Annotated in this window: 19 protein-coding genes, 1 tRNA gene and 1 riboswitch; of the genes, 7 read left to right on the top strand and 13 right to left on the bottom strand. The window is 67.5% G+C overall.

The annotated features are described in order from the left end of the window. Window positions 1-33: 33 nt before the first annotated feature. The 11 genes from tenA to ABIE57_RS04740 all read right to left on the bottom strand — a co-directional run bounded on the left by tenA (window position 34) and on the right by ABIE57_RS04740 (window position 9917). Window positions 34-744 carry a thiaminase II gene (gene tenA, locus ABIE57_RS04790; protein ID WP_354537871.1) on the bottom strand — a complete coding sequence of 237 codons (711 nt, stop codon included), beginning with the start codon at window positions 742-744 and terminating at the stop codon, window positions 34-36. Then, window positions 741-1673, bottom strand: a complete 933-nt coding sequence (locus tag ABIE57_RS04785) for an ABC transporter substrate-binding protein (protein WP_354537870.1) — start codon at window positions 1671-1673, stop codon at window positions 741-743. Before ABIE57_RS04785 ends, tenA begins: the two co-directional genes overlap by 4 nt. Continuing rightward, entirely contained in the window at window positions 1670-2641 is a 972-nt protein-coding gene (locus tag ABIE57_RS04780) for a ThiF family adenylyltransferase (RefSeq protein ID WP_354537869.1), read from the bottom strand. Before ABIE57_RS04780 ends, ABIE57_RS04785 begins: the two co-directional genes overlap by 4 nt. Continuing rightward, window positions 2638-3234: a thiamine phosphate synthase gene (locus ABIE57_RS04775; RefSeq protein ID WP_354537868.1), complete on the bottom strand. Its 597-nt coding sequence runs from the start codon at window positions 3232-3234 to the stop codon at window positions 2638-2640. The genes ABIE57_RS04780 and ABIE57_RS04775 overlap by 4 nt, the downstream gene beginning before the upstream one ends. Beyond that, window positions 3231-4001, bottom strand: a complete 771-nt coding sequence (locus tag ABIE57_RS04770; RefSeq protein ID WP_354537867.1) for a thiazole synthase — start codon at window positions 3999-4001, stop codon at window positions 3231-3233. Before ABIE57_RS04770 ends, ABIE57_RS04775 begins: the two co-directional genes overlap by 4 nt. A gap of 1 nt (window position 4002) precedes the next feature. Then, a complete protein-coding gene (thiS, locus tag ABIE57_RS04765) occupies window positions 4003-4200 on the bottom strand; it encodes a sulfur carrier protein ThiS (protein ID WP_354537866.1) in 198 nt (65 codons plus the stop codon). Then, entirely contained in the window at window positions 4184-5170 is a 987-nt protein-coding gene (locus tag ABIE57_RS04760; RefSeq protein ID WP_354537865.1) for an FAD-dependent oxidoreductase, read from the bottom strand. The genes thiS and ABIE57_RS04760 overlap by 17 nt, the downstream gene beginning before the upstream one ends. Then, window positions 5167-5961 (bottom strand): bifunctional hydroxymethylpyrimidine kinase/phosphomethylpyrimidine kinase, encoded by a 795-nt coding sequence (thiD, locus tag ABIE57_RS04755; RefSeq protein ID WP_354537864.1) that lies wholly within the window; start codon window positions 5959-5961, stop codon window positions 5167-5169. The genes ABIE57_RS04760 and thiD overlap by 4 nt, the downstream gene beginning before the upstream one ends. Window positions 5962-6001: 40 nt before the next feature. Next, window positions 6002-6103: riboswitch (TPP riboswitch) on the bottom strand. Between the two features lie 35 nt (window positions 6104-6138). Beyond that, window positions 6139-8547 carry a GcvT family protein gene (locus ABIE57_RS04750; protein WP_354537863.1) on the bottom strand — a complete coding sequence of 803 codons (2409 nt, stop codon included), beginning with the start codon at window positions 8545-8547 and terminating at the stop codon, window positions 6139-6141. A 175-nt stretch (window positions 8548-8722) separates the two neighbouring features. Continuing rightward, a complete protein-coding gene (locus tag ABIE57_RS04745) occupies window positions 8723-9058 on the bottom strand; it encodes a hypothetical protein (protein WP_354537862.1) in 336 nt (111 codons plus the stop codon). A gap of 784 nt (window positions 9059-9842) precedes the next feature. Continuing rightward, window positions 9843-9917: transfer RNA gene (locus ABIE57_RS04740), tRNA-Glu, on the bottom strand. 215 nt (window positions 9918-10132) lie between these two features. On the opposite strand from ABIE57_RS04740, the gene murJ reads away from it, so the two are divergent. Continuing rightward, window positions 10133-11671: a murein biosynthesis integral membrane protein MurJ gene (murJ, locus tag ABIE57_RS04735; protein ID WP_354537861.1), complete on the top strand. Its 1539-nt coding sequence runs from the start codon at window positions 10133-10135 to the stop codon at window positions 11669-11671. Between the two features lie 3 nt (window positions 11672-11674). Here murJ and ABIE57_RS04730 read toward each other — a convergent pair whose 3' ends face one another. Continuing rightward, a complete protein-coding gene (locus tag ABIE57_RS04730) occupies window positions 11675-14533 on the bottom strand; it encodes a calcium-binding protein (protein ID WP_354537860.1) in 2859 nt (952 codons plus the stop codon). A gap of 212 nt (window positions 14534-14745) precedes the next feature. On the opposite strand from ABIE57_RS04730, the gene ABIE57_RS04725 reads away from it, so the two are divergent. Continuing rightward, entirely contained in the window at window positions 14746-15924 is a 1179-nt protein-coding gene (locus tag ABIE57_RS04725; RefSeq protein WP_354537859.1) for an aminotransferase class I/II-fold pyridoxal phosphate-dependent enzyme, read from the top strand. Between the two features lie 18 nt (window positions 15925-15942). Further along, window positions 15943-18813, top strand: a complete 2871-nt coding sequence (locus ABIE57_RS04720; RefSeq protein WP_354537858.1) for a DNA translocase FtsK — start codon at window positions 15943-15945, stop codon at window positions 18811-18813. Window positions 18814-18822: 9 nt separating this feature from the next. Here the strand turns inward: ABIE57_RS04720 and ABIE57_RS04715 are convergent, their stop codons facing one another. Next, entirely contained in the window at window positions 18823-19410 is a 588-nt protein-coding gene (locus ABIE57_RS04715; protein ID WP_354537857.1) for a TetR/AcrR family transcriptional regulator, read from the bottom strand. Between the two features lie 103 nt (window positions 19411-19513). Between ABIE57_RS04715 and ABIE57_RS04710 the strand changes: the two genes are divergently transcribed. From ABIE57_RS04710 to recJ, 4 genes are all read left to right on the top strand, one after another. Beyond that, entirely contained in the window at window positions 19514-19795 is a 282-nt protein-coding gene (locus ABIE57_RS04710; RefSeq protein ID WP_354537856.1) for a hypothetical protein, read from the top strand. 97 nt (window positions 19796-19892) lie between these two features. Further along, window positions 19893-21179 (top strand): homoserine dehydrogenase, encoded by a 1287-nt coding sequence (locus ABIE57_RS04705; protein ID WP_354537855.1) that lies wholly within the window; start codon window positions 19893-19895, stop codon window positions 21177-21179. Window positions 21180-21246: 67 nt separating this feature from the next. Further along, window positions 21247-22212, top strand: coding sequence for a class II fructose-bisphosphatase (gene glpX, locus ABIE57_RS04700; RefSeq protein WP_354537854.1), 966 nt, complete (start codon window positions 21247-21249; stop codon window positions 22210-22212). A gap of 90 nt (window positions 22213-22302) precedes the next feature. Continuing rightward, a complete protein-coding gene (gene recJ / locus ABIE57_RS04695) occupies window positions 22303-24057 on the top strand; it encodes a single-stranded-DNA-specific exonuclease RecJ (RefSeq protein WP_354537853.1) in 1755 nt (584 codons plus the stop codon).

The following is a 24057-nucleotide window of genomic DNA, read 5'->3' as shown; positions in this document are numbered from 1 at the left end:
GGCGCGGCTCCGTTCATTGGCTCGGAGCGCGTTCTACGCGGCGGGGTCTGCGGGGGCAAGAGGGCGCGCACCCATCCCCATCTCCCAGAACCCCACTTCAAGCCGGGTCGCGGTGGTGAAGCGATGGACCAGCCGCGCCCATCCGGGGGTGGCGCGCGGATCGGGGCCAAGGCGGCGGGTCATGGCCCCATCAAGCAGCGCGCCCGTGTCGCGGCACACCTGTTGGTAGTCTGCCGCGCCATAGGTGGTGATCCAGTCGGCATAGGGATGGCCCGCGCCCGCCTCGGGCAAGAGCCGCGCGCCGATTTCGCCATAGCCCATGACGCAGGGCGCAAGGGCGGCGAGCAGGTCGAGGAAATCGCCCGAATGGCCCGCATCGAGCACATAGCGCGTATAGGCGAGGTTGGCGGGGTGCTCCTCTGCCGCGAAGAGGTCCGCCTCCGACAGACCGGCTTTGGCGCAGGTGCGGACATGCAGCGCGATCTCGCCATTCACCAGCGCATTCACCGTGGCGGCGCAGGCGCGCATCTCCTCGACCGTATCGGCCTTGGTCACGGCAAGCGCCCAGGCGCGCGAGAAGTGGATCAGAAAGATGTAATCCTGCACCAGATAGCCAAGGAAGGCCGCGCGCGGCAGGCTACCGTCGCGCAGCCCCTCGACAAAGGCGTGATGGGTATAGTCCCGCCAGACGGCCCCCGCCGCATCGCGCAGGGCAGGGAAGGTCACGCCGTAATCGCCGCTCATTGTGCGTTCACATCGAGCGCCAGGCCCGAAACGGGCGTTGGCTCGGCAATGAGGCCGCTGTCGAGCAGGAACGCCTCGAAGCGCGCATAGCGCCCATGGTCGAGCGCGGCCGGCCTTGTGGCAAAGCGCGGATATGTATCGGCCCAGGCCATGCTGTTCAGGCGGTCCTGCAATTCCTTCGAGGTGCCGGAAAAGATTTCCCAGGCTTTTTCGGGATAGTTCATGATGTATTGCGTCGCGCGTTCGGTGGCGTGCAGGAAGCGGCGGATCACGTCCGTGTCCATTCGCGCAGGGTTGGCCACGTAAATCAGCTCGTCATAAGCGGGCACACCCTCGTCCTCGACAAAAAAGCAGCGGCCCGGCACGCCCTCGATCTCCATCTGATTGAGTTCGAAATTGCGGTAGGCCCCGATCACTGCATCCACCTGTCCGGCCATGAGAGCGGGTGAGAGCGACCAGTTGACATTGACCAGATCCACCTCCGAGAGCGCGATGCCGTGCTGCCCGAGGATGGCCGAAAGCAGCGCCTCCTCGACACCGGCCACGGAGAACCCGATCTTGCGCCCGCGCAGGTCGGCGGTGGATTTGATGGGGCCGTCCTCGAGCACGAGCAGGCAATTGAGCGGCGTGGCGATGAGCGTGCCGACGCGGATCAGGGGCAGGCCCTCCTCGATCTGCAAATGAAGCTGCGGTTGATAGGCGATCGCGAGATCCGCGCGCCCGGCGGCCACCATCTTGGGCGGGTCCGAGGGATCGGCTGGGGCGATCACCTCCACCTCAAGCCCGGCCTCCCTGAAGTAGCCCAGTTCCTCGGCAAGGATGACGGGGCCATGATCGGGGTTCACGAACCAGTCGAGCAGCAGGGTCATCTTGTCCTGTGCCATGGCCGGGCCGGTCGAGAGGGCGAGGATAAAGGCAAGGTATTTCATTCAGTTGTCTCCTTTTGGTCGGTGCCGAGGGCGATCAATGCAATCTCTCCGTCCCAATGCGCGCGCAATCGCGCCGCCGCCTGCCATGACCGAAGGCCGGACCGGCAGGCGAGCACGGCGCGCGTGCCCTGTGGGTGGAGCGTGTCGAAATCCGGCACGCCGTGGCGCGTGGCGCGGGGCAGGGCGGGGCCGGGCTCGTCAACCCCGCGCAGATCGGCCAGCCAGTCGGTCGGCGCGACCTCTTCGGGTGCGATGAAGCGAAAACCGCCCCCCGGCTCCGGCGCGCCTTCAAAACGGAAACCGCCGAAACGGTGGCCCGCGGCGTCGAAGGTGACGAGTTGACCCAGCGGCGACGGTGCCAGCCCCACCAGAACGGCCATCGCCATCTGTGCCTGAAGCGCGCCGAGAATGCCCACCGACGGCCCCAAGACGCCATCGGCCTCGCAACTGCCCAATCTCTCGGGCAGGTCGGGGAAGACCGCGCGCAAGCTTGGTGCCCCGCCGCAGAACCCGCCGACATAGCCCGACAGCCCCACGACCGAGGCGCTGATGAGCGGTATTCCTTGCGCAAGGCAGGTATCCGAGAGCACATAGCTTGCCGCGAAACTGTCGGCGCAGTCGAGTACCAGATCGGTGGCGGCGACGCGCGCGGGGGCGTTCAGCGGGGTGACCGGCTCTGTCATGGCGGAAATCGCGCAATCGGGGTTGAGCGCGGCCATATGCCGGGCCGCAACCTCGACCTTGGGTTGCCCGATATCCTCCATGCGAAAGAGGGTCTGCCGGTGCAGGTTGCTCAAGCTGACCCGGTCGCGATCCATCAGCGTGATCCGCCCCACGCCCGCGCCGACAAGGTAGGGCAGGACCGGCGCGGTGAGGCCTCCCGCGCCGACGATCAGCACATGCGCCTGCGCGAGTCGATCCTGCCCTTCGGTGCCGAGAAGGGCGATCTGACGCGCGTAGCGGGTCATGCCGTCACCTCGATCCAGTCCCGCACCCGCGCTTCGGGATCGGGGTTGAGCGTGATATCCGTGACCGCCGAGACTACATCGGCGCCCGCGTCAAAGGCACCCTGCGCGCGCTCGACCGACATGCCGCCAATGGCGACAAGGGGGATATCGCCGATCAGCCGCTTCCATTCGCCGAGCCGGTCAAGCCCCTGTTCACGCCATTTCATCTTTTTCAGAATGGTCGGGTAGACCGGGCCAAGCGCCACGTAATCGGGATCGTGCGACAGCGCGCGGTCAAGTTCGGCATGATCATGCGTGCTGAGGCCCAGCCTGATCCCGGCGCGGCGGATCGCGGCAATATCGGCGGTATCGAGATCCTCCTGCCCCAGATGCACCCAGTCGCAGCCCAGATCCATCGCCACCTGCCAGTGATCATTGACCACCAGCGCCGCGCCATGGGTGCGGGCAAGGTCGCGCGCCGCCGCGATCTCTGTGCGCAGGGCCTCCCCTTCCATGTCCTTGATGCGCAGTTGCGCCAGTTTCACGCCCAAGGGCAGCATCCGGCGCAGCCAGTCGGCGCGCTCGAAAATCGGGTAGAAGCGGGGCAGGCTCATAGCAGCGCCTTTCCGAACACGGGGGTGGAGGGCGCGGCCATGTCGCGCGGGGCCATCGGGTCGGCCTCATAGGCCAGCCGCCCGGCCTCGACCGCGCGGGCGAAGCCCTCGGCCATCGCCGCCGGATCGCCCGCCTTGGCCACCGCCGTGTTCAACAGCACCGCGTCATAGCCCAGTTCCATCGCGTGCGCGGCCTGCGAGGGCAGGCCCAATCCGGCGTCGATCACCAGCGGCAGGTCGGGGAAATGCGCGCGCAAGGACCGCAGCCCGTAGATATTGTTGAGCCCCAGCCCGGTGCCGATCGGCGCGCCCCAGGGCATCAGCACCCGACACCCGGCCTCGACCAGCCGTTCGCACAGCACCAGATCCTCGGTGCAATAGGGAAACACCTGAAATCCGTCATCGGTCAGGATGCGCGCAGCCTCCACCAGCCCGAAGGGATCGGGCTGCAATGTGTCGGCATGGCCAATCACCTCCAGCTTGATCCAGTTGGTGTCAAACAGTTCGCGCGCCATCTGCGCCGTGGTCACCGCCTCGCGCACCGAATGGCAGCCCGCCGTATTGGGCAGGACATGAACGCCAAGCGCGCGGATCATGTCCCAGAACGCCTGTCCAGCGCGTGCGCCCCCCGCTTCGCGGCGCACGGAGACCGTGGCGATGCCCGCACCCGAGCGGCGGAAGGCCTGCGCCAGGATCGCGGGCGAGGGATATTGCGCGGTGCCCAGCATCAGGCGCGATGTCACTTCGGTGTCGTAGTAGATCGGCATCTCAACCCCCTTGCCGAGGGGCGACGATTTCCACACGATCCCCTTCATTCAATCTCTGTTCCGGCCTGAGAGCGGCGGGCACGAAAGTCTCGTTCACCGCCGTTGCCACCTTGGCCCCGCCGTGGCCCAGCTCGATCAGCAGCGCGTCGAGGGTCGGCGCGGCTGTATCCTGTGCGGTGCCGTTAACCGTGATCTTCATGGGCAAACTCCGGGGTTGTTTCGCCGCCCGTCACCACATCGGCGGCCATTCGCGCAAGCGCGGGCGCCAGAAGAAAGCCGTGGCGAAAGAGGCCGTTGGCATGGAGCACGTCGCCCTTGGCCGTGAGGCGCGGCAGGTTGTCGGGAAAGGCGGGGCGGGCATCAACGCCGATCTCCAGCAGTTCCGCATCGGCGAAGGCGGGGTGCAGCGCGTAGGCGGCGGAGAGCAGTTCCATCACCGAACGGGCCGTGGCGCGGTGGCGTTCCTCGCTTTCGATCTGCGTCGCGCCCAGCATGTAAATGCCATCGCCGCGCGGCACGATATAGAGCGGAAAGCGCGGGTGCAGCAGGCGGACGGGGCGGCGCAGCGTCACATCGGTTGTGCGCAACACCACCATCTCACCCTTGACGCCGCGCAAGTCGGGCAGGCTGTCTTGCGCAGCCAGACCGCGACAGTCGATCACCGGCCCTTGGGGCGCGTCCGTGCCTTGCACAAAGCGCGCGCCACCCTCCTGCAAACGGCGGTGCAGATGGAGCAGCGCCGCGCGCGGGTCGATATGCGCCTCAGCCTCGAAGAACAGGGCGCGGTCATGGCGCTCGGCCAGGTCCGGCTCGAGCGCGGCGAGCTCCTCGGCCTTGACCAGCCGGTGCCCGTTGGTGCGTCGGGCGAACACATCAAGCTCGCGCCGGTCGCGCTCCAGCGTGATCACGAGCGAGCCGCGCCGTGTGACCGTCACGCCCTGCGCGTCCCACCAGTCGGCGGCCTCTTGCCCCAACCGCACCACCGGTTCCTCGGCGGTGAACCCTTCGCAGAAGGGCGCGAGCATCCCGCCCGCCCACCACGAACAGGCCGCTTCACCGGGCAAGGGGGCCGGGTCGATCAGAGTGACGGCCACGCCGCGCGCCCTCAACTCGGTGGCCACGCAAAGCCCGACGACGCCCGCGCCACGGATCGTGACGGCGCGGGTCATGGCCAGACCTCGTGGAAATGATGCACCGGCCCGTGCCCGCGGCCGATATCGAGACGGTCAGCGGCGCGGATCGCGGCGTGGAGCCAGCCATGGGCGCGGGTGACGGCCTCGGACAGGCCAAGCCCCTGCGCCAGCCCCGCCGCGATGGCCGAGGAATAGCTGCACCCGGTGCCATGGGTGTTGCGCGTGGCAATGCGGGGGGCGTCAAGGCGGTGGGGGTCGACGGCCATCAGCCAGTCGGTGCAGGTCTCGCCCGCCGCGTGACCGCCCTTCATCAGAACCGCCTTTGCCCCCAGATCGCGCAGCCGCGCGCCCTGGTCCCGCATCCCGGCGTCGCTCACGGCCTCCGGCAGACCCAACAGCGCCGCCGCCTCGGGCAGGTTGGGCGTGAGCAGATCGGCGCGCGGCAGCAGATGCACGATCAGCGCCGCGCGCGCCGTCTCGGGCAAAAGCCGCGCGCCGGATTTGGCGATCATGACCGGATCGAGCACGACCGGGCCGCGATACCCGGCCAGGGCCTCCGCCACCGTCTCGATCAGCGCGGCATCGCCCAGCATCCCGATCTTGATGGCATCGACGCGGATATCATCCAGAACGGTGGCGATCTGTGCTGCCACCACCTCGGGCGGGACCGCGTGAACCGCTGTCACCGCGACGGTATTCTGTGCCGTGACGGCGGTCAGCACGCTTGCGCCATAGACGCCAAGCGCGGAAAACGTCTTGAGGTCGGCCTGAATGCCCGCGCCGCCGCCGCTGTCAGAACCCGCGATTGTCAGTGCGCACGCCACCATGCCCGCCTCCTCATGTTCGCGGAACGGCCTTCGGGCACCATCGGGGCGGAGGTCCGTTCCCTACGCCGGCATCACCCGGATCAGGTTCGATGGGTTGGCTTGGCACCTCTCAGCCCCTTGCGGGGCACCCCAACGGAATAATGGAGACGTAACACCGCGAACCGGCACCTTCAAGGGTCAGCCGCGCAGACGCAGCCCCTCGGGATCAAACGGCGGATGCTCCAGCACCCGCGCATCATCCGCGCGGCCCAGAAGCGAAACGTGAAGCGCGGTGCCGGGGGTGGCGTGTTCGGCCTTGAGATAGGCCAGAGCGAGGGATTTGCCGACCGCGTGGCCATAGCCGCCCGAACTCACCTGACCCGCGGCCGTGCCACCCGGCAGAAAGATCGGCTCGCCGCCCGAGGCATCGGCCTCGGTCGCGTCGATCTCGAGCAGGACCATGCGGTCGCGCGGCGCGTTATCGGAAATGGCGCGCCAGCTCTCGTGGTTGAGGAAGGGCTTGTCGGGGCGGATGAGGCCCGCCAACCCGCATTCCTGCGGCCAGTATTCGGGCGAATAGTCGCGCCCCCAACTGCCATACCCTTTCTCGAGCCGCAGCGACATGAGCGCGCGGCTGCCCACGGGGCCCGCGCCGATGGCTTTGCCCGCCTCGATCAGGGCCGAATAAAGCCGTGTCTGATCGGCCTCGGCGATGTGCAGTTCCCAACCCAGATCGCCGGTGAAGCTGACGCGCAGCGCGACGGCCTCGACGCCCGCCACGGTCATGCGCTGCGAGCGGAAGAACGGAAAGGCGGCGTTGGAGAGGTCCGCGTCGGTGAGGCCTTGCAGCAGGGCGCGCGATTGTGGCCCCGCGACACTGACCCCGCAGACGGCCCCGGTCAGGCTTTCGAAACGGGTGCCCTCGGGCAGCGGCACCTGCGCGAAGAAGCGCCGGTGATAGCGTTCCGCCGCGCCGCCACCGAGCACCCAGAATTCTTCCTCCCCGAGCCGCGTCACGGTGAAATCCCCCGCGATCCCGCCCCGCTTGCCGATGAGCGGCGTGAGGCAGGCGCGGCCCACCTCCCGCGGCATCCGGTTGGCGAAGAGCGCGTTGAGCCAGTCCTCCGCCCCCGGCCCGGTGACGCGGTATTTGGCAAAATTGGAGATGTCGATGATCCCGGCACGATCACGCAAGCCGCGCGCCTCGCGGCCCACGGCCTCCCACCAGGGCTGTCGGGTGAACCCGGCGCTGTCGGGAATGGCGGCGTCGAAATAGAGCGGATGCTCCCAGCCGAAGTTGAGGCCGAAGCGCGCGCCCATCCCGGCCTGCATGGCATGGATTGGGCGGGTGCGCACTGGGCGGCCCGCGGCGCGCTCCTCGCCGGGGAAATGGATCTTGAAGCGGTGCGCATATTGGTCGGCCACGCGCGCGCGGGTGAAATCGCGCCCGGCCCAGTCGCCGAACCGCGCCAGATCCCAGGCGAACATGTCAAGCGACGGCTCGCCCTCGACCATCCATTCGGCGGAAAGCTTGCCCAGACCGCCCGATTGCGAAAACCCCGGAATGATGCCGCAGCAGCAGAAATAGCCCCGCAGTTCCGGCACCGGGCCAAAGAGCGCCGCCGCGTCGGGCGACCAGATCATCGGCCCGTTGATCACCCGCTTGATCCCCGCGCGCCCCACCGCCGGGACACGGTCGATGGCGCGCAGCATGTTCTCCTCGATCCGCTCCAGGTCGTCGGGGAAAAGTTCGTGGCCAAAGCCCTGCGGCGTGCCGTCCTCGGCCCAGAAGCGCATGTCGCGCTCATAGGCGCCGACAAGCAGGCCCTGACCCTCCTGGCGCAGGTAATATTCGCCGTCGCGGTCGGCGACCGAGGGCAGGCGGCGGTCCATGGCGGCGATCTCGGGAATGGTCTCGGTCACGAAATACTGGTGCTCGGTCGGGATGAGCGGCAGCGTGATGCCCGCCATCGCGGCCACTTCGCGCGCCCAGAGACCGGCGGCATTGACCACCCATGGCGTGCGGATCTCGCCCGACCCGGTGCGCACGATCCAGCTTCCGTCGGGCTGCGGCTCGGTGGCGATGACCGGCGTGTTGCGGTGGATCTCGGCCCCGCCCGCGCGGGCACCCGCCGCATAGGCCATGGTCACGCCCGAGGGATCGACATTGCCGCCATCGGGCTCGAACATGATGCAGCGGATGCCGGTGAAATCCACCAGCGGATGAAGCCGCTCGGCCTCGTCGCGGGACACCTCGTGGAAGGCCATGCCATAGCGCCGCGCCTTGGCCTCCTGCAGGCGCAGTTGCTGCACGCGCTCCGTCGTTTGGGCAAGGTAGAGGGAGCCGGGCTGGAACACGCCGCAACCCTGCCCGGTTTCGGCCTCGAGCTGGCGGTAGAGCTGCATCGTGTAATGCTGCATCCGGCTGATATTGGTGCTGTCATGCAGCCCGTGGATATTGGCCGCCGCGTGCCAGGTGGAGCCGGAGGTCAGTTCCGAGCGTTCCAGCAGCACCACATCCGACCAGCCCGCCCGCGTGAGGTAATACAGGATCGAACAGCCGACAAGGCCGCCACCGATCACGACGGCCTGGGCATGGGTGCGCATGGGGATGCCTTTCGAAAAGAGCGCGCGCGCGGCGCGGCATGGATTGCGTCGATGCTAGGCGCGCGCCCGGCCATGCTCGCGTGGATTAGCGACAGGGGAGAGGCAGGATGCGGCGTCCGGGGGCCGGGGGCACCAGTGTGCGGGGGGGGGGGGATGACGACGCACCGCCTGTTTTTCAGGCGACTTCCTCTAATGCTGCTTTCTTGGCCTCTGCCTTGGTCGGATACCACTCGCCAAACTCGGGGGCTTCTTCCACACCATCTGCAATATCTTCTTCATCGAGGATTTCGGCGATGCAGTAATTCCAGCCGTCATCTTGCTTGAAAATGGTTACTCGAAACCCGTCAATTTCCGCAGTGTCATTTCCTTTCTCAGACTTTTGCCATTGCACCTTCGGCGCGGTCGCTTTCGGCGCTGGTGTCACCTTCGGTTGAATAGCCGATGCGGCCTTCTGCACCTTCTTGATTGTCTTCGCGTTTCCCTTGCCGAAAATTAAGTCTAGCCACCCCATGTATCGCCCCCCTGCAAAAGCTGATTCCAATCGTCAAAGGCTACAACACTTCATGGAGGGGACCAAGGCGCGGTTGAAGGCCGGACTCCAGGCGGCGATCTTCTTCAGATTTGTGCCAAAGCTGATGTTGACTTCGTGTTCCATATGTCTGCAACTGTAGCACCTCAAATCCAAAGGAATAAAATGAAAAAATTCATAGCGCTAGTCGGACTTGTGGCTGTGTCCGCATGTGCAACCGGACCGACGATGCAGGAAACGCGAGCAGAACCGGTCGCTGCGGAGATGAGTAGAATCACGGTTTATCGACCATCGGTATTCGGAACCGCCATACAGCCTATGGTATACGTGAATGGTGCTCCGACGCAGCGATGCAAGCCTCGAGGAGCATTCTCTGTGGATGTTCCAAGTGGAGTGTATCGCATCAGCGCAAGCACTGAGGTCGAGAAGGGTATTCCTGTAGATACCACTAATGCAAGTCAGGCTTACGTTAAGTGTAGCATCGGCATAGGGCTTATCGCTGGAACACCTCATTTCGAGGTTGTTGACTCTAAAGTTGGTCTGGAAGAGAGTTCAGGCTTGGCGCGTGTGACCGAGTAGCCACCTCCACCAGAGCTACAAGGGCCGGGCGGGATTCGCCGGGCTTTTTTTCGCCAGCACCGGGCCGCCTGATAACAGCCCTTTCAATGTGTTGCATTGCAGTAACTATATAAGGGCAGGTTAAAGCGGCGGGAAGCTAGGCAGCATCTTAAAAATTTTTTTAAAAACAAAGATTTAATTGATAAAATGGCAGCCCGTAGGGGAGTCGAACCCCTCTTTCCAGGTTGAAAACCTGGCGTCCTAACCGATAGACGAACGGGCCACGCGTGGTGTGGAGGGTGATTATGAAAATCCGCATGGGGACGCAAGAGGGATTCTGAAGAATCTTTCGAAGGATGCGGCCCCGCGGTCGTGCATGGGTGCGGAGCCGGGGGAAGGTGCCGCGATCCGCCCGGTGAGAGGGGGGCAGGCGCGCGCCCTCTTCCAGCGTCGGGGGGGATGGGCTAGAGGTGCCTGACCCAAGCGAGAAGGCCCGCCATGAGACCCGTCCGCCTGCTTTCCGGCATCCTGACCGTCAGCGGCTGGACGCTTCTGAGCCGCGTCCTCGGTTTTGGCCGCGACGTCATGCTGGCAAGCCTTGTCGGCCCCGGCGTGCTGATGGATGCCTTTGTCGCGGCGTTCCGCCTGCCCAACATGTTTCGCCGCTTCTTTGCCGAGGGCGCGTTCAACGCCGCTTTCGTGCCGATGTTCTCCAAGCGTCTGGAGGGGGAGGGCGACGCGATCGGCTTTGCCAGCCGGGCGCTGTCGGGGCTGGGCTTTGTCCTTCTGATCCTGACCGGGCTGGGCATGGTGTTCATGCCGGGGCTCGTATGGCTGACGGCGGAGGGGTTCGCAGGCGACGCGCGGTTCGCCCTGACGGTCGATTACGGGCGCATCGCCTTTCCCTACATCTTCTTCATCTCGCTGGTGGCGCTGTTTTCGGGCGTGCTCAACGCGTCGGGGCGGTTTGCGGCGGCGGCGGCGGCACCGGTCATCCTCAACACGATCATGATGGGCGCGATGGCGCTGGCGGCGTGGAAGGGCGGGCCGGTGGTCGAGGCGCTGGTCTGGTCGGTGCCTATGGCGGGGGCGGCGCAACTGGTGCTTGTCTGGTTCGCCGCGCGGCGGGCGGGGCTGGGGCTGGGGCTGGTGCGCCCGCGCTGGACGCCCGAGATGGCGCAGCTTGTGCGCATCGCCGTGCCTGCCGCGCTGGCGGGCGGCGTGGTGCAGATCAACCTCGTGGTCGGGCAGTTGGTCGCCTCGCAATATGACAAGGCGGTAAGCTGGCTTTATTCCGCCGACCGGCTCTATCAATTGCCTCTGGGCGTGGTGGGCATCGCGGTGGGGATCGTGCTTTTGCCCGATCTCTCGCGGCGGCTCAAGACCGGGGACGACACGGGCGCGCGCATGGCGCTGTCGCGCGGAGGCGAGGTGGCGCTGGCGCTGACGGTGCCCTGTGCGGTGGCGTTGATGGTCATTCCGCTGCCGCTGGTGTCGGTGCTCTTCGAGCGCGGCAATTTCGGTGCCGATGACACGGTGGCAACGGCGCTCGCGGTGGCGGTCTATGGTCTCGGCCTGCCGGCCTTTGTCATGCAGAAGATCCTGCAACCCGTCTATTTCGCGCGCGAGGACACGAAAAGCCCGTTCCGCTACGCGGTGGTGGCGATGGTGGTGAACGCGGTGCTGGCCTTTGGTCTGGCCGGGGCCGTGGGCTGGATCGCGGCGGCGCTGGCCACGACGGTGGCGGCCTGGGTGATGGTGGCGCAACTGGTCTGGGGCGCGCGCGGCTATGGCGATGTGGTGCGCTTTGACGCACAGTTTCACCGGCGGCTGTGGCGGATCGTGCTGGCCTCGGCCATCATGGGCGCGGTTCTGTGGGGTGCCGGCGTGGCGCTCGGGCCGTTGCTGGCGCTGGGGGGCTGGCGGTGGCTGGCGCTCTTGGCGCTCATTGGTGCGGGCGCGGCGAGCTATGGCATTGTCGGGCAGGGTCTGGGTGCGTTCAGCATGGCAGAGATCCGGCGGCAGATGCGGCGCTGAGCGTCACATCAGGTCACGGAGCGCGACAGGGGTGCCCGCCGTGTCGGCAAATTCCACGGCCTCGATATCGGTCAGCGTGACGGTGCCCGCCAGCCCCTGAAGGATAACGCGCGCCCCCTCGCGCCCGAAGCCGTATTCGGCGCGCACCCCCGGCAGGATCACCAGATCGCGCCCGCCGCCGCCATGGATCAGATCGTCGCCGCCGGGGCTGACGAACACATCGTCGCCCGCGCCCCCGATCATGATGTCGGATTTCGCCGTGCCCTCGATCCTCTCGCCATTGTCGCCCGCGCGCAGATAGGCCCCGTGCAAAAAGGTGCCGGGCGGGCGCGGATCGTCCCATGACGGGGCCTCGGCATTGGCCTGCATCAGGGCCTGCCAGCGCGGCGTGGCATCGTCAAGATGCCGCAGCGCGCCCCAGCTTCCCCATTTCGAGGGCTTGGCCACATCGACAAAGCCATTGAAGAGCGTGCCACCCGCCGCGCGCCACCCGCTCAGCAATTCCTCGTAGAGCGTGCCCATTTGGGGGGAGTAGTTGAATGCGGTGAAAAAGCGGGTGATCGCGTCATTCTCGACGGTCGGGCCGTGGCCCACCACATGCGTGCCGCCCTCATACATCACAAGGCTCAGGCCGTGACGCGCGGCGACCTGCGCGTGATAGGGCAGGGTGTCGCGGAGGAACTCGCCAAGCGAACCTTGCCGCAACGCCTCGGCGGCGAGATCGAAGGCCAGGTCGTCGCCATGGGCGGCGAGATAGGCCGTCTCGTCGGTCCCGGCCTCGGCGGCGCGGGCGCGGGCCACGGCGCGGCTGGCGTTCATCCAGCCCTCGATTTTGGGGATCATCGCCTCCTCGCCGAATTCGTGCCCGAAATAGCCGGTGACGGCATAGGCGTCGAACTGCTCCACCGGCGGCGCTTCAAGTTGACCGTGCTCAAGCGCCAGCGGGGCCAGAAGCATCGCCTCTTCCAGGCCCGGCCAGCCGGTATGCGTGCCCGCGACCACCACAAGCCGCTCGGGCGCATCAGCAAAGACCTCGCGCCAGATCGCGGCCATCTGCGCCGCGCGCAGCCCTGCGAACTGCATCCAGGCGCCGTCATCCTCGGTATTCCAGAGCGCCAGCGCCGCGTCGCGGGCAAAGACGGCCTGCGGGAAGATGAAATTCCACACCTCGTTGGAATATTCCACATGCACCTTGAGGCCCGGATCGAGATGGTCGCGCACATAGGTTGCAAAGGCCCGCATATAGGCGTCGTCGGCGGCGTGGGGCATGTTGACCCACGGGTCGGCCCCGATCCGGTTGGCAAGCCGCACCATGATTTCCACCGGCGCGCCGCGCCAGACCCAGGTGGCATCCTGCGGTAGGGGGCGGTCCTTCCATACGGTCTGGTCCGACCCGTTGGTGAACTGCCAGTCCATGAAGCGGATGAGCCGCAAATCCGAGATTCGCGCCAGCCAGAGCGGGTTGAAGACCGCGCCCGCGGCATGGAGCGTCTCATGCTCTTCACGCACGATGGTGATGTCGCGCAGCGGATTGTCCCGATCGGTCCGGGTCAGTTGCAGCACCACCGGCCCGTCACCGGGGCGCGTGTCGAAGCGGATTTCGCGGGTGTCGTAGTTGTAGCGCAGATTGTCGGCGCGCCCCGTCACGCGCAGCACGCCCTCGCCCTCGTAGCGCAGCAGGTAGCGACCGCGCAGATGCACCGCCTCTTCGGGTTGATCGGTGAGGATCATGGCCTCCAGCGCGCGCGCGCCGTCGGGCAGGGCAAGCGGCCAGCCATGCGCGTCAAGATAGCCGCCCGCGCGCAGCGCCTCGGTGGAGAAGGCCCCCCAGTCCGAGGCGGTATGGCCGATCCAGGGCCGCGCGGTCTTCATCACGTCGATGAACGGATGCTGCGTGGACCAGTCCGAAAGCCCGTTGAGCCCGATGCCGAGGCTTGGATTGTCCAGCCCGATCCCCGCCTGCCGCGTCTGTGAGGCGGGCGCGCGCGCCTCGTCTTGCAGGCCAAGCGCCTGCGCGATCTCGTCTGTGATCTGCGCGTAGCGCGCGCGCACCAGCGGGTGCAGGCTGTCGGGCAGGGCAAAATCGGCGGGGGCCGGGGTCTGGTAGAGGGCGGTGTAGGTCACAAGCGCGGCAAGGAAATATTGCGTCGCCGTGCCATGGGGGGAATCGTCGGAATAGAGCGCCTCGACCGGCACATCCTCCAGAAGGCCCGTTTGCAGGCCGGAAAGCACCGAGGAAACCGGCAAGAGGGCGATCTCTGCGCCCGGGCGTTCGGCCTGCAATGTGGTGATGAAATCGCGATACCAGTCGTGATAGTCCGAAAGCGCAAAGCCGTGCCAGCGCCGCAGATTGCGGGTGGAGGGCGGAAAGCGGCGGGTAAAGCCGTCCATGTCGGGCCAGCCCTCGTAGATCAGGATGGGCGCGTCGGGCCATGTCGCGCGCGCGGCGTCGATGGCGGCGAGCGTCGCCCCGAGCGGCGTGGCGCGGTCGGGATTGTCACCGTCAAAGGGCCGGTCGGGGGCCTGATACTGGATGAAATTCGTGGGCGTCAGTATCACCGCATCCACCGGGCCGCGCGCGCGCTCCACGCCGTCGAGCGCCCATTGATCGGCCACGCCGTCGCGGGCGAAGTCGCGCAGAAAGCCCCATTGCCCCGACAGCGCGAAGTCCTTGCCGCCCGCACGCGCCAGCTCTGCCAGCCACCACTGCACCGCCGTCTCGGGGCTGTCGGTGACATGGTGAAAGAGGCTGTTGCCAAAGACGTGCACGGCGCGCGCCGCGGCTTCGGCCCGCACGGCACCGGGCGCAAGCCCCGCCAGAAGGACAAGCGCGGCGATCACCTGTTGAAATCCCGGTCTCATGGTGTCTCCTCGGGCAAAAGGCGGGCTTTGGGGCAGTATAGGGCGCGCCCGCACGGCTGCAAACAACCCTTCAACGGCCCGGTTTCGCCAAAATGCCACAATTGCGCTGTCAATCCCTTGGTTTTGCTGGACCTGAAGGCCGGGCTTGGGGTAGATTCCAATCAAACGGGGCGACAACGACCCCGACCCCGAGGCAGTAAAGCAGAGATACCATGTTCCCCGAGCGGTTTTCGAACCTACCGGCCTATGCCTTTCCGCGCCTTCGCGCGCTTCTCGACGCGCACGCGCCGGGGGGCGAGGTCGTTCATATGACCATCGGCGAGCCGAAACACGCCTTTCCCGAGTGGATCGTCGATATCATTGCCGAAAACGCCAGCGGCTTTGGCCAATACCCGGTCAATGAGGGGATGCCGGCGCTCTTGTCGGCGATCACCGGTTGGGTGGGCCGCCGCTACGGCCTGACGCTCGATCCCGACACCCGCGTGATGGCCCTCAATGGCACGCGCGAGGGGCTTTACAACGCGATGATGGCGCTTTGCCCCGAAGAAAAGCGTGGCAAGCGGCCTGTGGTGCTGCTTCCGAACCCGTTCTATCAGGTTTACATGGTGGCCGCGCTCAGCGTGGGGGCGGAGCCCCTGTTTCTCAACGCCACGCGGCAAACGGGCTATCTGCCGGATTTTGCAGCGCTTTCAGCGGAGGTGCTCGACCGGGTCACGGTGGCGTATCTCTGCTCGCCGTCCAACCCGCAAGGGGCGGTCGCGTCGCGGGACTATTGGGCGGGTCTCATCGCGCTGGCGGAAAAGCACGATTTCCGCATCTTCGCCGATGAATGCTATGCCGAGATATACCGCGACAGCCCGCCCGTGGGCGTGTTGCAGGTGGCTCACGAAATGGGCGCGGACCCCGAGCGGATCGTGGCCTTTCACAGCCTCTCGAAACGCTCGAACCTGCCGGGGCTGCGTTCGGGCTTCGTGGTCGCAGGGTCGCAGAGCATCGCGCAGATGAAGCAGTTGCGCAATTATGCAGGAAGCCCCCTGCCGATGCCCTTGCAGCACGCCGCAGCACGGCTCTGGGCGGACGAGGCGCATGTGGTGGAGAACCGCGCGCTTTACGGGCGCAAATACGCCCGCGCCGACGAGATCATGGGCAACCTGCCCGGTTACCGCAGCCCCGAGGCGGGATTTTTCCTCTGGCTGCCGGTCACGGATGGCGAGGCGGCGGCGCTCAGGCTCTGGCAGGAGACCGGCGTGCGGGTCCTGCCGGGGGCCTATCTGGGACAGGAGGCCGGGGGCGCGAACCCCGGTCACGGATATATCCGGGTGGCTCTGGTGGCCCCCGAAGACGAGATGGCGCAAGGGCTGATCCGCCTGCGCGACTGTCTTTACGGTTGAGCGAGGGTGAGCAGGAAAATGGCATATCAGACACGCGGGCGCGAGCCGCTCTTTGACAGCACCACCGCCGAGGCGCTTGGAAAGCGCGGCAAGGAATTGCTGGGTCTGGCGCTTCTGGCGCTGGCGCTCGTGGTGGCCGCTGTGGTCTGGTCCTACAGCCCGACCGACCCAAGCTGGATGGCCGCGACCGATGGGCCGGTCAGGAACTGGCTGGGGGCCGCCGGGGCCGGGGTCGCCGCGCCGCTTTTCATGATCATCGGCTGGGGAGCCTGGGGCTTTGCGCTGGTGCCGGGGGCGTGGGGCCTGCGGCTGGTGCTGCATCGCGGCGAGGAGCGGGCGACCGGGCGGCTGATCTTCGCGCCGGTCTGGCTGGCGCTTTTGTCGATTTATGCCGCGACGCTGATCCCCGGTGCGGAATGGGCCACGCATCACAGTTTCGGACTGGGGGGGCTCTTTGGCGATACCATCCTCGGCGCGCTTCTGGGGCTTTTGCCGTTCGAGGCCGGTCTTGGCCTGCGGCTCTCGTCGCTGGTGCTGGGGGCGGTGGTTCTGGTGGTCGGGGTCTTCGTGCTGGGCTTCAGCGGCGCGGAACTGCGCCGGACGGGGCGGTTCCTGCTGATCGGGGTCGTGATGAGCTATGCCGCGTTGCGCGCGGGGCTTGGCCGGGGTGCGGGTGGTCTGGCGCGGGCGGGGCAGGGGATGCAGGCGCGGCTGGCCGAGCGGCGCGCAATGGCGGCGGTGGCACCGTCCGTTCGTGTGGCAACCGACCGGCCCGACGCGCGGCCCGAGCCCATGCTGAGCGGGGCGCGCGTGCGCCGCGCTGACGCCCTGCCCGTAGCCGCCCCGGTGGCCGAGAAGCAAGGCGGGCTGCTCGCGCGGATGCCGTCGCTTCTGCGCAAGCCCGAGGCGATGCCCGCACCGGAACTGGTGGAACGCGAGGCGCATGATGCCGAAGCCCCCACCGATGACCGTATCCGCGCGCGTATCACCGACGCGATCCGCACCCGCGTGCGGCAGAACCCCGCTGTGCAGGTCGAGAGCGTGGCCCCCCTGACCAAGGGGCGCGGGCGCGGTCCCGATCCGCTGATCTTCAAGCCCGTGCCGCGCGCGCCCTTGCCGCCCGAGCCGCCGCTGACCGCGCGGCAGGTCCCGCTTGCCGTGCCGCCCGCGCCCGAGGTCCATGACGAGCCGTTGATCGAGGACGATTTCGACGAGGAATATGATTTCGCGCCCGAGACTGCCCCGCCGCTGCGCATCCCCGTCCCGGAGACGCGCAAGGTGGTGCAGCACACACCGCCGAAACCGATGGCCCCCTCGGCGCGCGCCATGGCCGAGGCACAGCCCGCGCTGCCCTTTGCACCCGAAACGCCGGATTATGAACTGCCGCCGCTCTCGCTTCTGTCTGACCCCTCCAACGTCACGCGCCATCACCTCAGCGACGAGGCGCTGGAGGAAAACGCGCGGATGCTGGAAAACGTGCTCGACGATTACGGCGTCAAGGGCGAGATCGTGAGCGTCCGCCCCGGCCCCGTCGTGACCATGTATGAGCTGGAACCGGCGCCGGGCCTCAAGGCGAGCCGGGTGATCGGCCTCTCGGACGATATCGCGCGGTCGATGTCGGCGCTTTCGGCGCGGGTCTCGACGGTGCCGGGGCGGTCGGTGATCGGGATCGAACTGCCCAATGACAACCGCGAGATGGTAAGTTTCCGCGAGATCCTGTCGAGCCGCGCCTATGGCGACGGCAATCAGAAGCTGCCGCTTGCCCTGGGCAAGGATATCGGCGGCGATCCGATGGTCGCCAACCTCGCCAAGATGCCCCACCTGCTGATCGCCGGGACCACCGGTTCGGGGAAATCCGTGGCGATCAACACCATGATCCTGAGCCTGCTCTACAAGCTCAGCCCCGAGGATTGCCGCCTCATCATGATCGACCCCAAGATGCTGGAACTCAGCGTCTATGACGGTATCCCGCATCTGCTGTCGCCTGTTGTGACCGACCCCAAGAAGGCGGTCGTGGCGCTCAAATGGGTGGTGGCCGAGATGGAGGACCGCTATCGCAAGATGTCCAAGATGGGTGTGCGCAATATCGACGGCTATAACGGGCGCGTCGCGGATGCGCTGAAGAAAGGCGAGATGTTCTCGCGCACGGTGCAGACCGGCTTTGACGACGAGACCGGCGAGCCGGTGTTCGAGACCGATGAATTCGCCCCCGAGAAGATGCCCTATATCGTGGTCATCGTCGACGAGATGGCGGACCTCATGATGGTCGCGGGCAAGGAGATCGAGGCCTGCATCCAGCGTCTGGCGCAGATGGCGCGGGCGTCTGGCATTCACCTCATCATGGCCACGCAGCGCCCCTCGGTCGATGTCATCACCGGCACGATCAAGGCCAACTTTCCGACGCGGATCAGCTTTCAGGTCACCTCCAAGATCGACAGCCGCACCATTCTGGGAGAGCAGGGGGCCGAGCAGCTTCTGGGGATGGGCGACATGCTCTATATGGCCGGGGGCGGCAAGATCACCCGCTGCCACGCGCCTTTCGTGTCGGATGAGGAGGTGGAGGAGGTCGTCACCCATCTCAAGGCTTTCGGGCCGCCGGAATACGTGGGCACCGTGCTGCAAGGCCCGGACGAGGACCGCGCCGAGAGCATCGACGCCGTGCTTGGCCTCGGCTCCGGTGGCGGGGCCGAGGGCGATGACGCGCTCTACGATCAGGCGGTGGCGATCGTGGCGAAGGACCGCAAATGCTCGACCTCCTATATCCAGCGCAAGCTGGCCATCGGCTACAACAAGGCCGCGCGTCTGGTGGAGCAGATGGAGGATGAGGGCGTGGTCAGTTCCGCCAACCACGTGGGCAAGCGCGAGGTGCTGGTTCCCGAGCCGCAATAGCGGCGGGCCTCACACCGCCACCGCCTTGCGCACCATGTCCCAATAAAGCGCCTCGACTTCGGCGAGGCTCAGCCGCCCGCGCGCGCGGAACCAGGTGTTGACACCTGTCAACATGGCAATGAGCGCCATCGCCGCGATGCGCGGCTCGGCCGTGGCAAAGACACCCTCGGCCACGCCCCGCCGCAGGATCGTCTCCAGCCGGGTCTCATAGTCGCGGCGCAGCCCTTCGATCACCGCGAAATTGTCGGGCTCCAGATTGCGCAACTCCATGTAGGAGACAAAGACCGCATCGGCGCGGCTTGTGTTGAAGCGGATGTGGAAGCGGGTGAAGGTTTCCAACGCATCGCGCGCCGTGCCATTCGGCGCGCAGTCATCCCAGGCCGCCAGCAGATCCTCCATATGCGCGCGCATCAGGTCGAAAAGCAGCGTCTGCTTGTCGGGCGTGTAATTGTAGAGCGCGCCCGCCTGCACGCCGACCGCGCCCGCGATCTGGCGCATCGACACCGCCGCATAGCCGTGGCGCGCGAAAAGCTGCAAGGCCTCCTCGCGCACACGCGGGCCGGTGATGTCGGAATGTGAGCCTTGGGTGCGTGCCATGCCTCCGGTTTAACTGAACGCGCGTTCAGATCAAAGCCCAAGCTTGCCCCCGGCCGCGCAGGGTGGCAAGAAAGGGCGTTGCCGCGCCGCGAAGGGTCCGTTCATGCGCCTTGCCCCTGCCGTTCTGTTCCTGAGCCTGCTTGCCGCCTGCGCCGACCCCTATCCGCACGCCGATCCGGCCACGATGGACAAATCCGCGCCCTTTCCCAACCTCGTGCCCGCCGAGACGATCCGCGCCCGCGTGCCCGAGGCGCGCACCACGCCCGAGGCGCAGGCCGATCTTGACGCCCGCGCCGAGCGGTTGCGCGCGCGCGCCGCCGCCTTGCGCCGCCCCGCCATAGACGGCGAGACGCGCACGCGCATGCAGGCTGGTGTCGGCGGCTGAAACCTTGGCCTCGGGTGCCCAAGCCGCGTTGCATGGCCGCCGCGAACCCGTTACATCGCGCCGCAAGTGACGCATGAACGAGGATCGGAGCGCCCCCATGACCACCCCCCTGCGCCTTGGCATTGCCGGGCTTGGCACTGTCGGCACCGGCGTGGTGCGCATCGTGCGGCAGAAGGCAGAGCTGTTGCAGGCGCGCACGGGTCGCCCGATCACCATCAGCGCGGTCTCGGCGCGCACCCGCGACAAGGATCGCGGCGTGAGCCTTGCGGGCTACGCCTGGGAGGATGACCCCGTGGCGTTGGCGCGGCGCGAGGATGTGGACGTGTTCGTGGAACTGATGGGCGGCTCTGACGGACCCGCCAAGGCCGCGACCGAAGCCGCCATTGCAACCGGCAAGGACGTGGTCACCGCCAACAAGGCGATGCTCGCGCATCACGGGCAGGCGCTGGCGATGGCCGCCGAAGAGGCTGGCCGCGTGATCCGCTTCGAGGCCGCCGTGGCGGGCGGCATCCCGGTGGTGAAGGCCCTGACCGAAGGGCTGGCGGGCAACGCGATCACCCGCGTGATGGGGGTGATGAACGGCACCTGCAACTATATCCTGACGCGGATGCAGGCCACCGGTCAGGGCTATAACGCGCTCTTCGAGGAGGCCGACCGGCTGGGCTATCTCGAGGCCGATCCCACTCTCGACGTGGGCGGCATCGACGCGGGTCACAAGCTGGCGCTGCTTGCCGCCATCGCCTTTGGCTGCCAGGTGGATTTCGACGCGGTGGCGCTGGAGGGGATCCAGTCGATCACGCTCGACGATATCCGCCGCGCCGCCGATATGGGCTACCGGATCAAGCTTCTGGGCGTGGCGCAGATGACGGGGCGCGGGCTGGAACAGCGCATGTCCCCCTGTCTTGTCCCGGCCGCCAGCCCGCTGGGACAGTTGGAAGGCGGCACCAACATGGTCGTGCTCGAGGGCGACGCGGTGGAGCAGATCGTGCTGCGCGGTCCGGGTGCCGGCATGGGGCCGACCGCAAGCGCGGTCATGGCCGACGTGATCGACATCGCGCGCGGCACGCGCCTCTCGACCTTCGGGCAGCCCGCCGCGACGCTTGCCCGCTGCACGCCGGCAAGCTGTGCCACGCCCGCGCCCTATTACCTGCGCATGGCGCTGGTGGACAAGCCGGGCGCGCTGGCCAAGGTGGCGACCTGCCTTGGCGAGGCCGGTGTGTCCATCGACCGGATGCGGCAATACCGCCACGACGATGCCGCCGCCCCGGTGCTTATCGTCACCCACAAGACCAACCGCGAAGCGCTCGACACCGCGCTCACCGCCATTCGCCGTCTCGACGTGCTGGCCGCGGCCCCTGTCGCGCTCCGGATCGAGCATGTCTGAGGCGCGGCTTGTGCGCCCGCCCGCCGCTCTCTAGTTTTTTCACAGCCCATTCAGCAAGGATCGCCCCATGAGTTCCGACATCGCTTTCAACGACCGTATGCTTTCGCTGGGCCTTGCCCGCGTGGCCGAACAGGCGGCGCTTGCCTGCGCCGATCTGATCGGGCGCGGCGACGAGAAGGCCGCCGACCAGGCCGCCGTCAACGCCATGCGCGAACAGCTCAACATGCTCAATATCAAGGGCGTGGTGGTGATCGGCGAGGGCGAGCGTGACGAGGCACCGATGCTCTTCATCGGCGAGGAGGTGGGCACCGGCGACGGACCCGGCGTCGATATCGCGCTCGACCCGCTCGAGGGCACGACGCTGACCGCCAAGGCCATGCCCAATGCGCTGACCGTCATCGCCATGGCCCCGCGCGGCACGCTGCTGCACGCGCCCGACACCTATATGGACAAGCTGGCCATCGGGCCGGGATACCCCGAGGGCGTCGTGTCGCTGGAGATGGGGCCGCGCGAACGGGTGGAGGCGCTGGCCGCCGCGCGCGGCTGTCGTGCGTCCGAAATCACCGTCTGCGTGCTGGAGCGCCCGCGCCACGAGGCGATGATCGCCGAATTGCGCGAGACGGGGGCGGCGGTTTATCTCATCACCGACGGCGATGTGGCGGGCGTGATCCATTGCGCGGAATCCGAGCGCACCGGCATCGACATGTATATGGGCACGGGCGGCGCGCCCGAGGGGGTGCTGGCGGCCTCGGCTCTCAAATGCATGGGCGGGCAGATGTGGGGGCGGCTGGTCTTTCGCAACGAGGACGAGCGCGCGCGCGCGGCGAAGGCGGGCATTACCGATTTCGACCGCATCTATGCCCGCGACGAGATGGTGACGGGCGACGTGATCTTTGCCGCCACCGGCGTCACCGATGGCTCGATCCTCAAGGGCGTGCATCGCCGTCCCGGATTTGTCGAGACCGAAACGCTGCTGATGCGCTCGCGCACCGGATCGGTGCGGCGCATGATCTATCGCAGCGCGCGTGACTGAGCCCGCGACAAGGCAGGGGGCGCTGCCCCCGTCGCCGCAAGCGGCGACTCCCCCGGGATATTTCGGGCCAGAAGAAACCCGGGCGCGGACATGACGGCCTATCTCGGCGTCGAGACCTCGCTGACCGGGCGGCGCTGGATCGGGCCGGGGATCGAGGTCGAGCGGCAGGCCGAAGCGATGGCGCAGGCGACCGGGCTGCCGCGCGCGCTATGTCGGACGCTGGCGCGGCTGGGCGTGCCGGTGGACGGGGCCGAGGCCTATCTCAGCCCCACCCTGCGCGACCTCTTGCCCGATCCGCGATCCTTGCGCGACATGGAGGCGGCGGCGGCGCGGGTCCTGCGCGCGGTGGCGGGTGCCGAGCGGATCGCCGTGTTTGCCGATTACGACGTGGATGGCGGGGCCTCGGCGGCGCTTCTGATCGACTGGCTGCGGCGGATGGGGGCGGCGCGGCCCACGCTTTATATCCCGGACCGGATCGACGAGGGCTATGGTCCGAACCCGCCCGCGATGCGCGATCTGGCGTCGGGTCATGACCTGATTATCTGCGTTGATTGCGGCACGCTGAGCCATGAGGCGCTGGCGGCGGCAAAGGGCGCGGATGTGGTGGTGCTCGATCACCATCTGGGGGGCGAGACACTGCCGCCCGCGCTCGCCGTCGTCAACCCGAACCGGCAGGACGAATCGGGCGATCTGGGGCATCTGTGCGCCGCCGGCGTGGTCTTTCTGATGCTGGTCGAGGCGGGGCGGCAATTGCGCGCGACAGGACGGACGGGGCCGGACCTGATGGCGCTCCTCGATCTGGTGGCGCTGGCGACGGTGGCGGATGTGGCCCCGCTGGTGGGGGTCAACCGCGCCTTCGTGCGGCAGGGGCTGCGCGTGATGGCGCGGCGGGCGCGGCCCGGGCTGGTGGCGCTTGGCGATGTGGCCCGGCTCGACAGCGCGCCCGCCGCCTACCATCTGGGTTTCGTGCTCGGGCCGCGCATCAATGCGGGCGGGCGGATCGGGCAGGCCGATCTGGGCGCGCGCCTGCTGGCCACCGACGACCCGGACGAGGCGCGCGCGCTTGCCCTTCGGCTCGAGGCGCTCAACGAGGAGCGCCGCGCGGTCGAGGCCGAGGTGCGCGCCGCCGCATTGGCGCAGGCCGAGGCGCGGGGGTTCGACGCGCCGCTGGTCTGGGCCGCGGGCGAGGGCTGGCATCCGGGCGTGGTGGGGATCGTGGCGAGCCGTCTCAAGGAGGCGGCGAACCGCCCCGCCGTGGTGATCGGGCTGGAGGGGGCCGAAGGCAAGGGCTCGGGTCGTTCCATTTCGGGGGTCGATCTTGGTCATGCGGTGCAACGTCTGGCGCGTGAGGGGGTGCTGCTGAAGGGGGGCGGGCACCGGATGGCGGCCGGGCTGACCGTGGCGCGCGACCGGCTGGAGGAGGCGATGGCGCAGCTCTCGGATCTGCTGGCACGACAGGGCGCGGGCACGGGCGGGCCGTCCGATCTGCGCCTTGACGGGGTGCTGATGCCGGGGGCGGCAACGGTGGAACTCATCGAGCAGATCGAGGCCGCGGGGCCGTTCGGGGCGGGCGCGCCGGGGCCGCGCCATGTGTTGCCCGATTGCCGGATCGGCTTTGCCAAGGTTCTGGGGGCTGCGCATCTCAAGCTTCGTCTCGATGACGGGATGGGGGCCACGCTTGACGCCATCGCCTTCGGGGCCGCCGAGGGGCCGCTCGGGGCGGCACTTCTGAACCACGGCGGCGCTCGGTTCCATCTCGCGGGGCGGGTGGAGATCAACCATTGGGGCGGGCGGCAGGTGGTGCAGCTTCGCCTCGAGGATGCAGCACCCGCCGCGATGCCCTGA

The sequence above is a fragment of the Roseovarius sp. MBR-6 genome, assembly GCF_040547525.1.
Classification (GTDB): Bacteria; Pseudomonadota; Alphaproteobacteria; order Rhodobacterales; family Rhodobacteraceae; genus Roseovarius.
The sequence above is the reverse complement of the archived record's forward strand: the minus strand, read 5'-3'. Positions and strand labels throughout refer to the sequence as shown.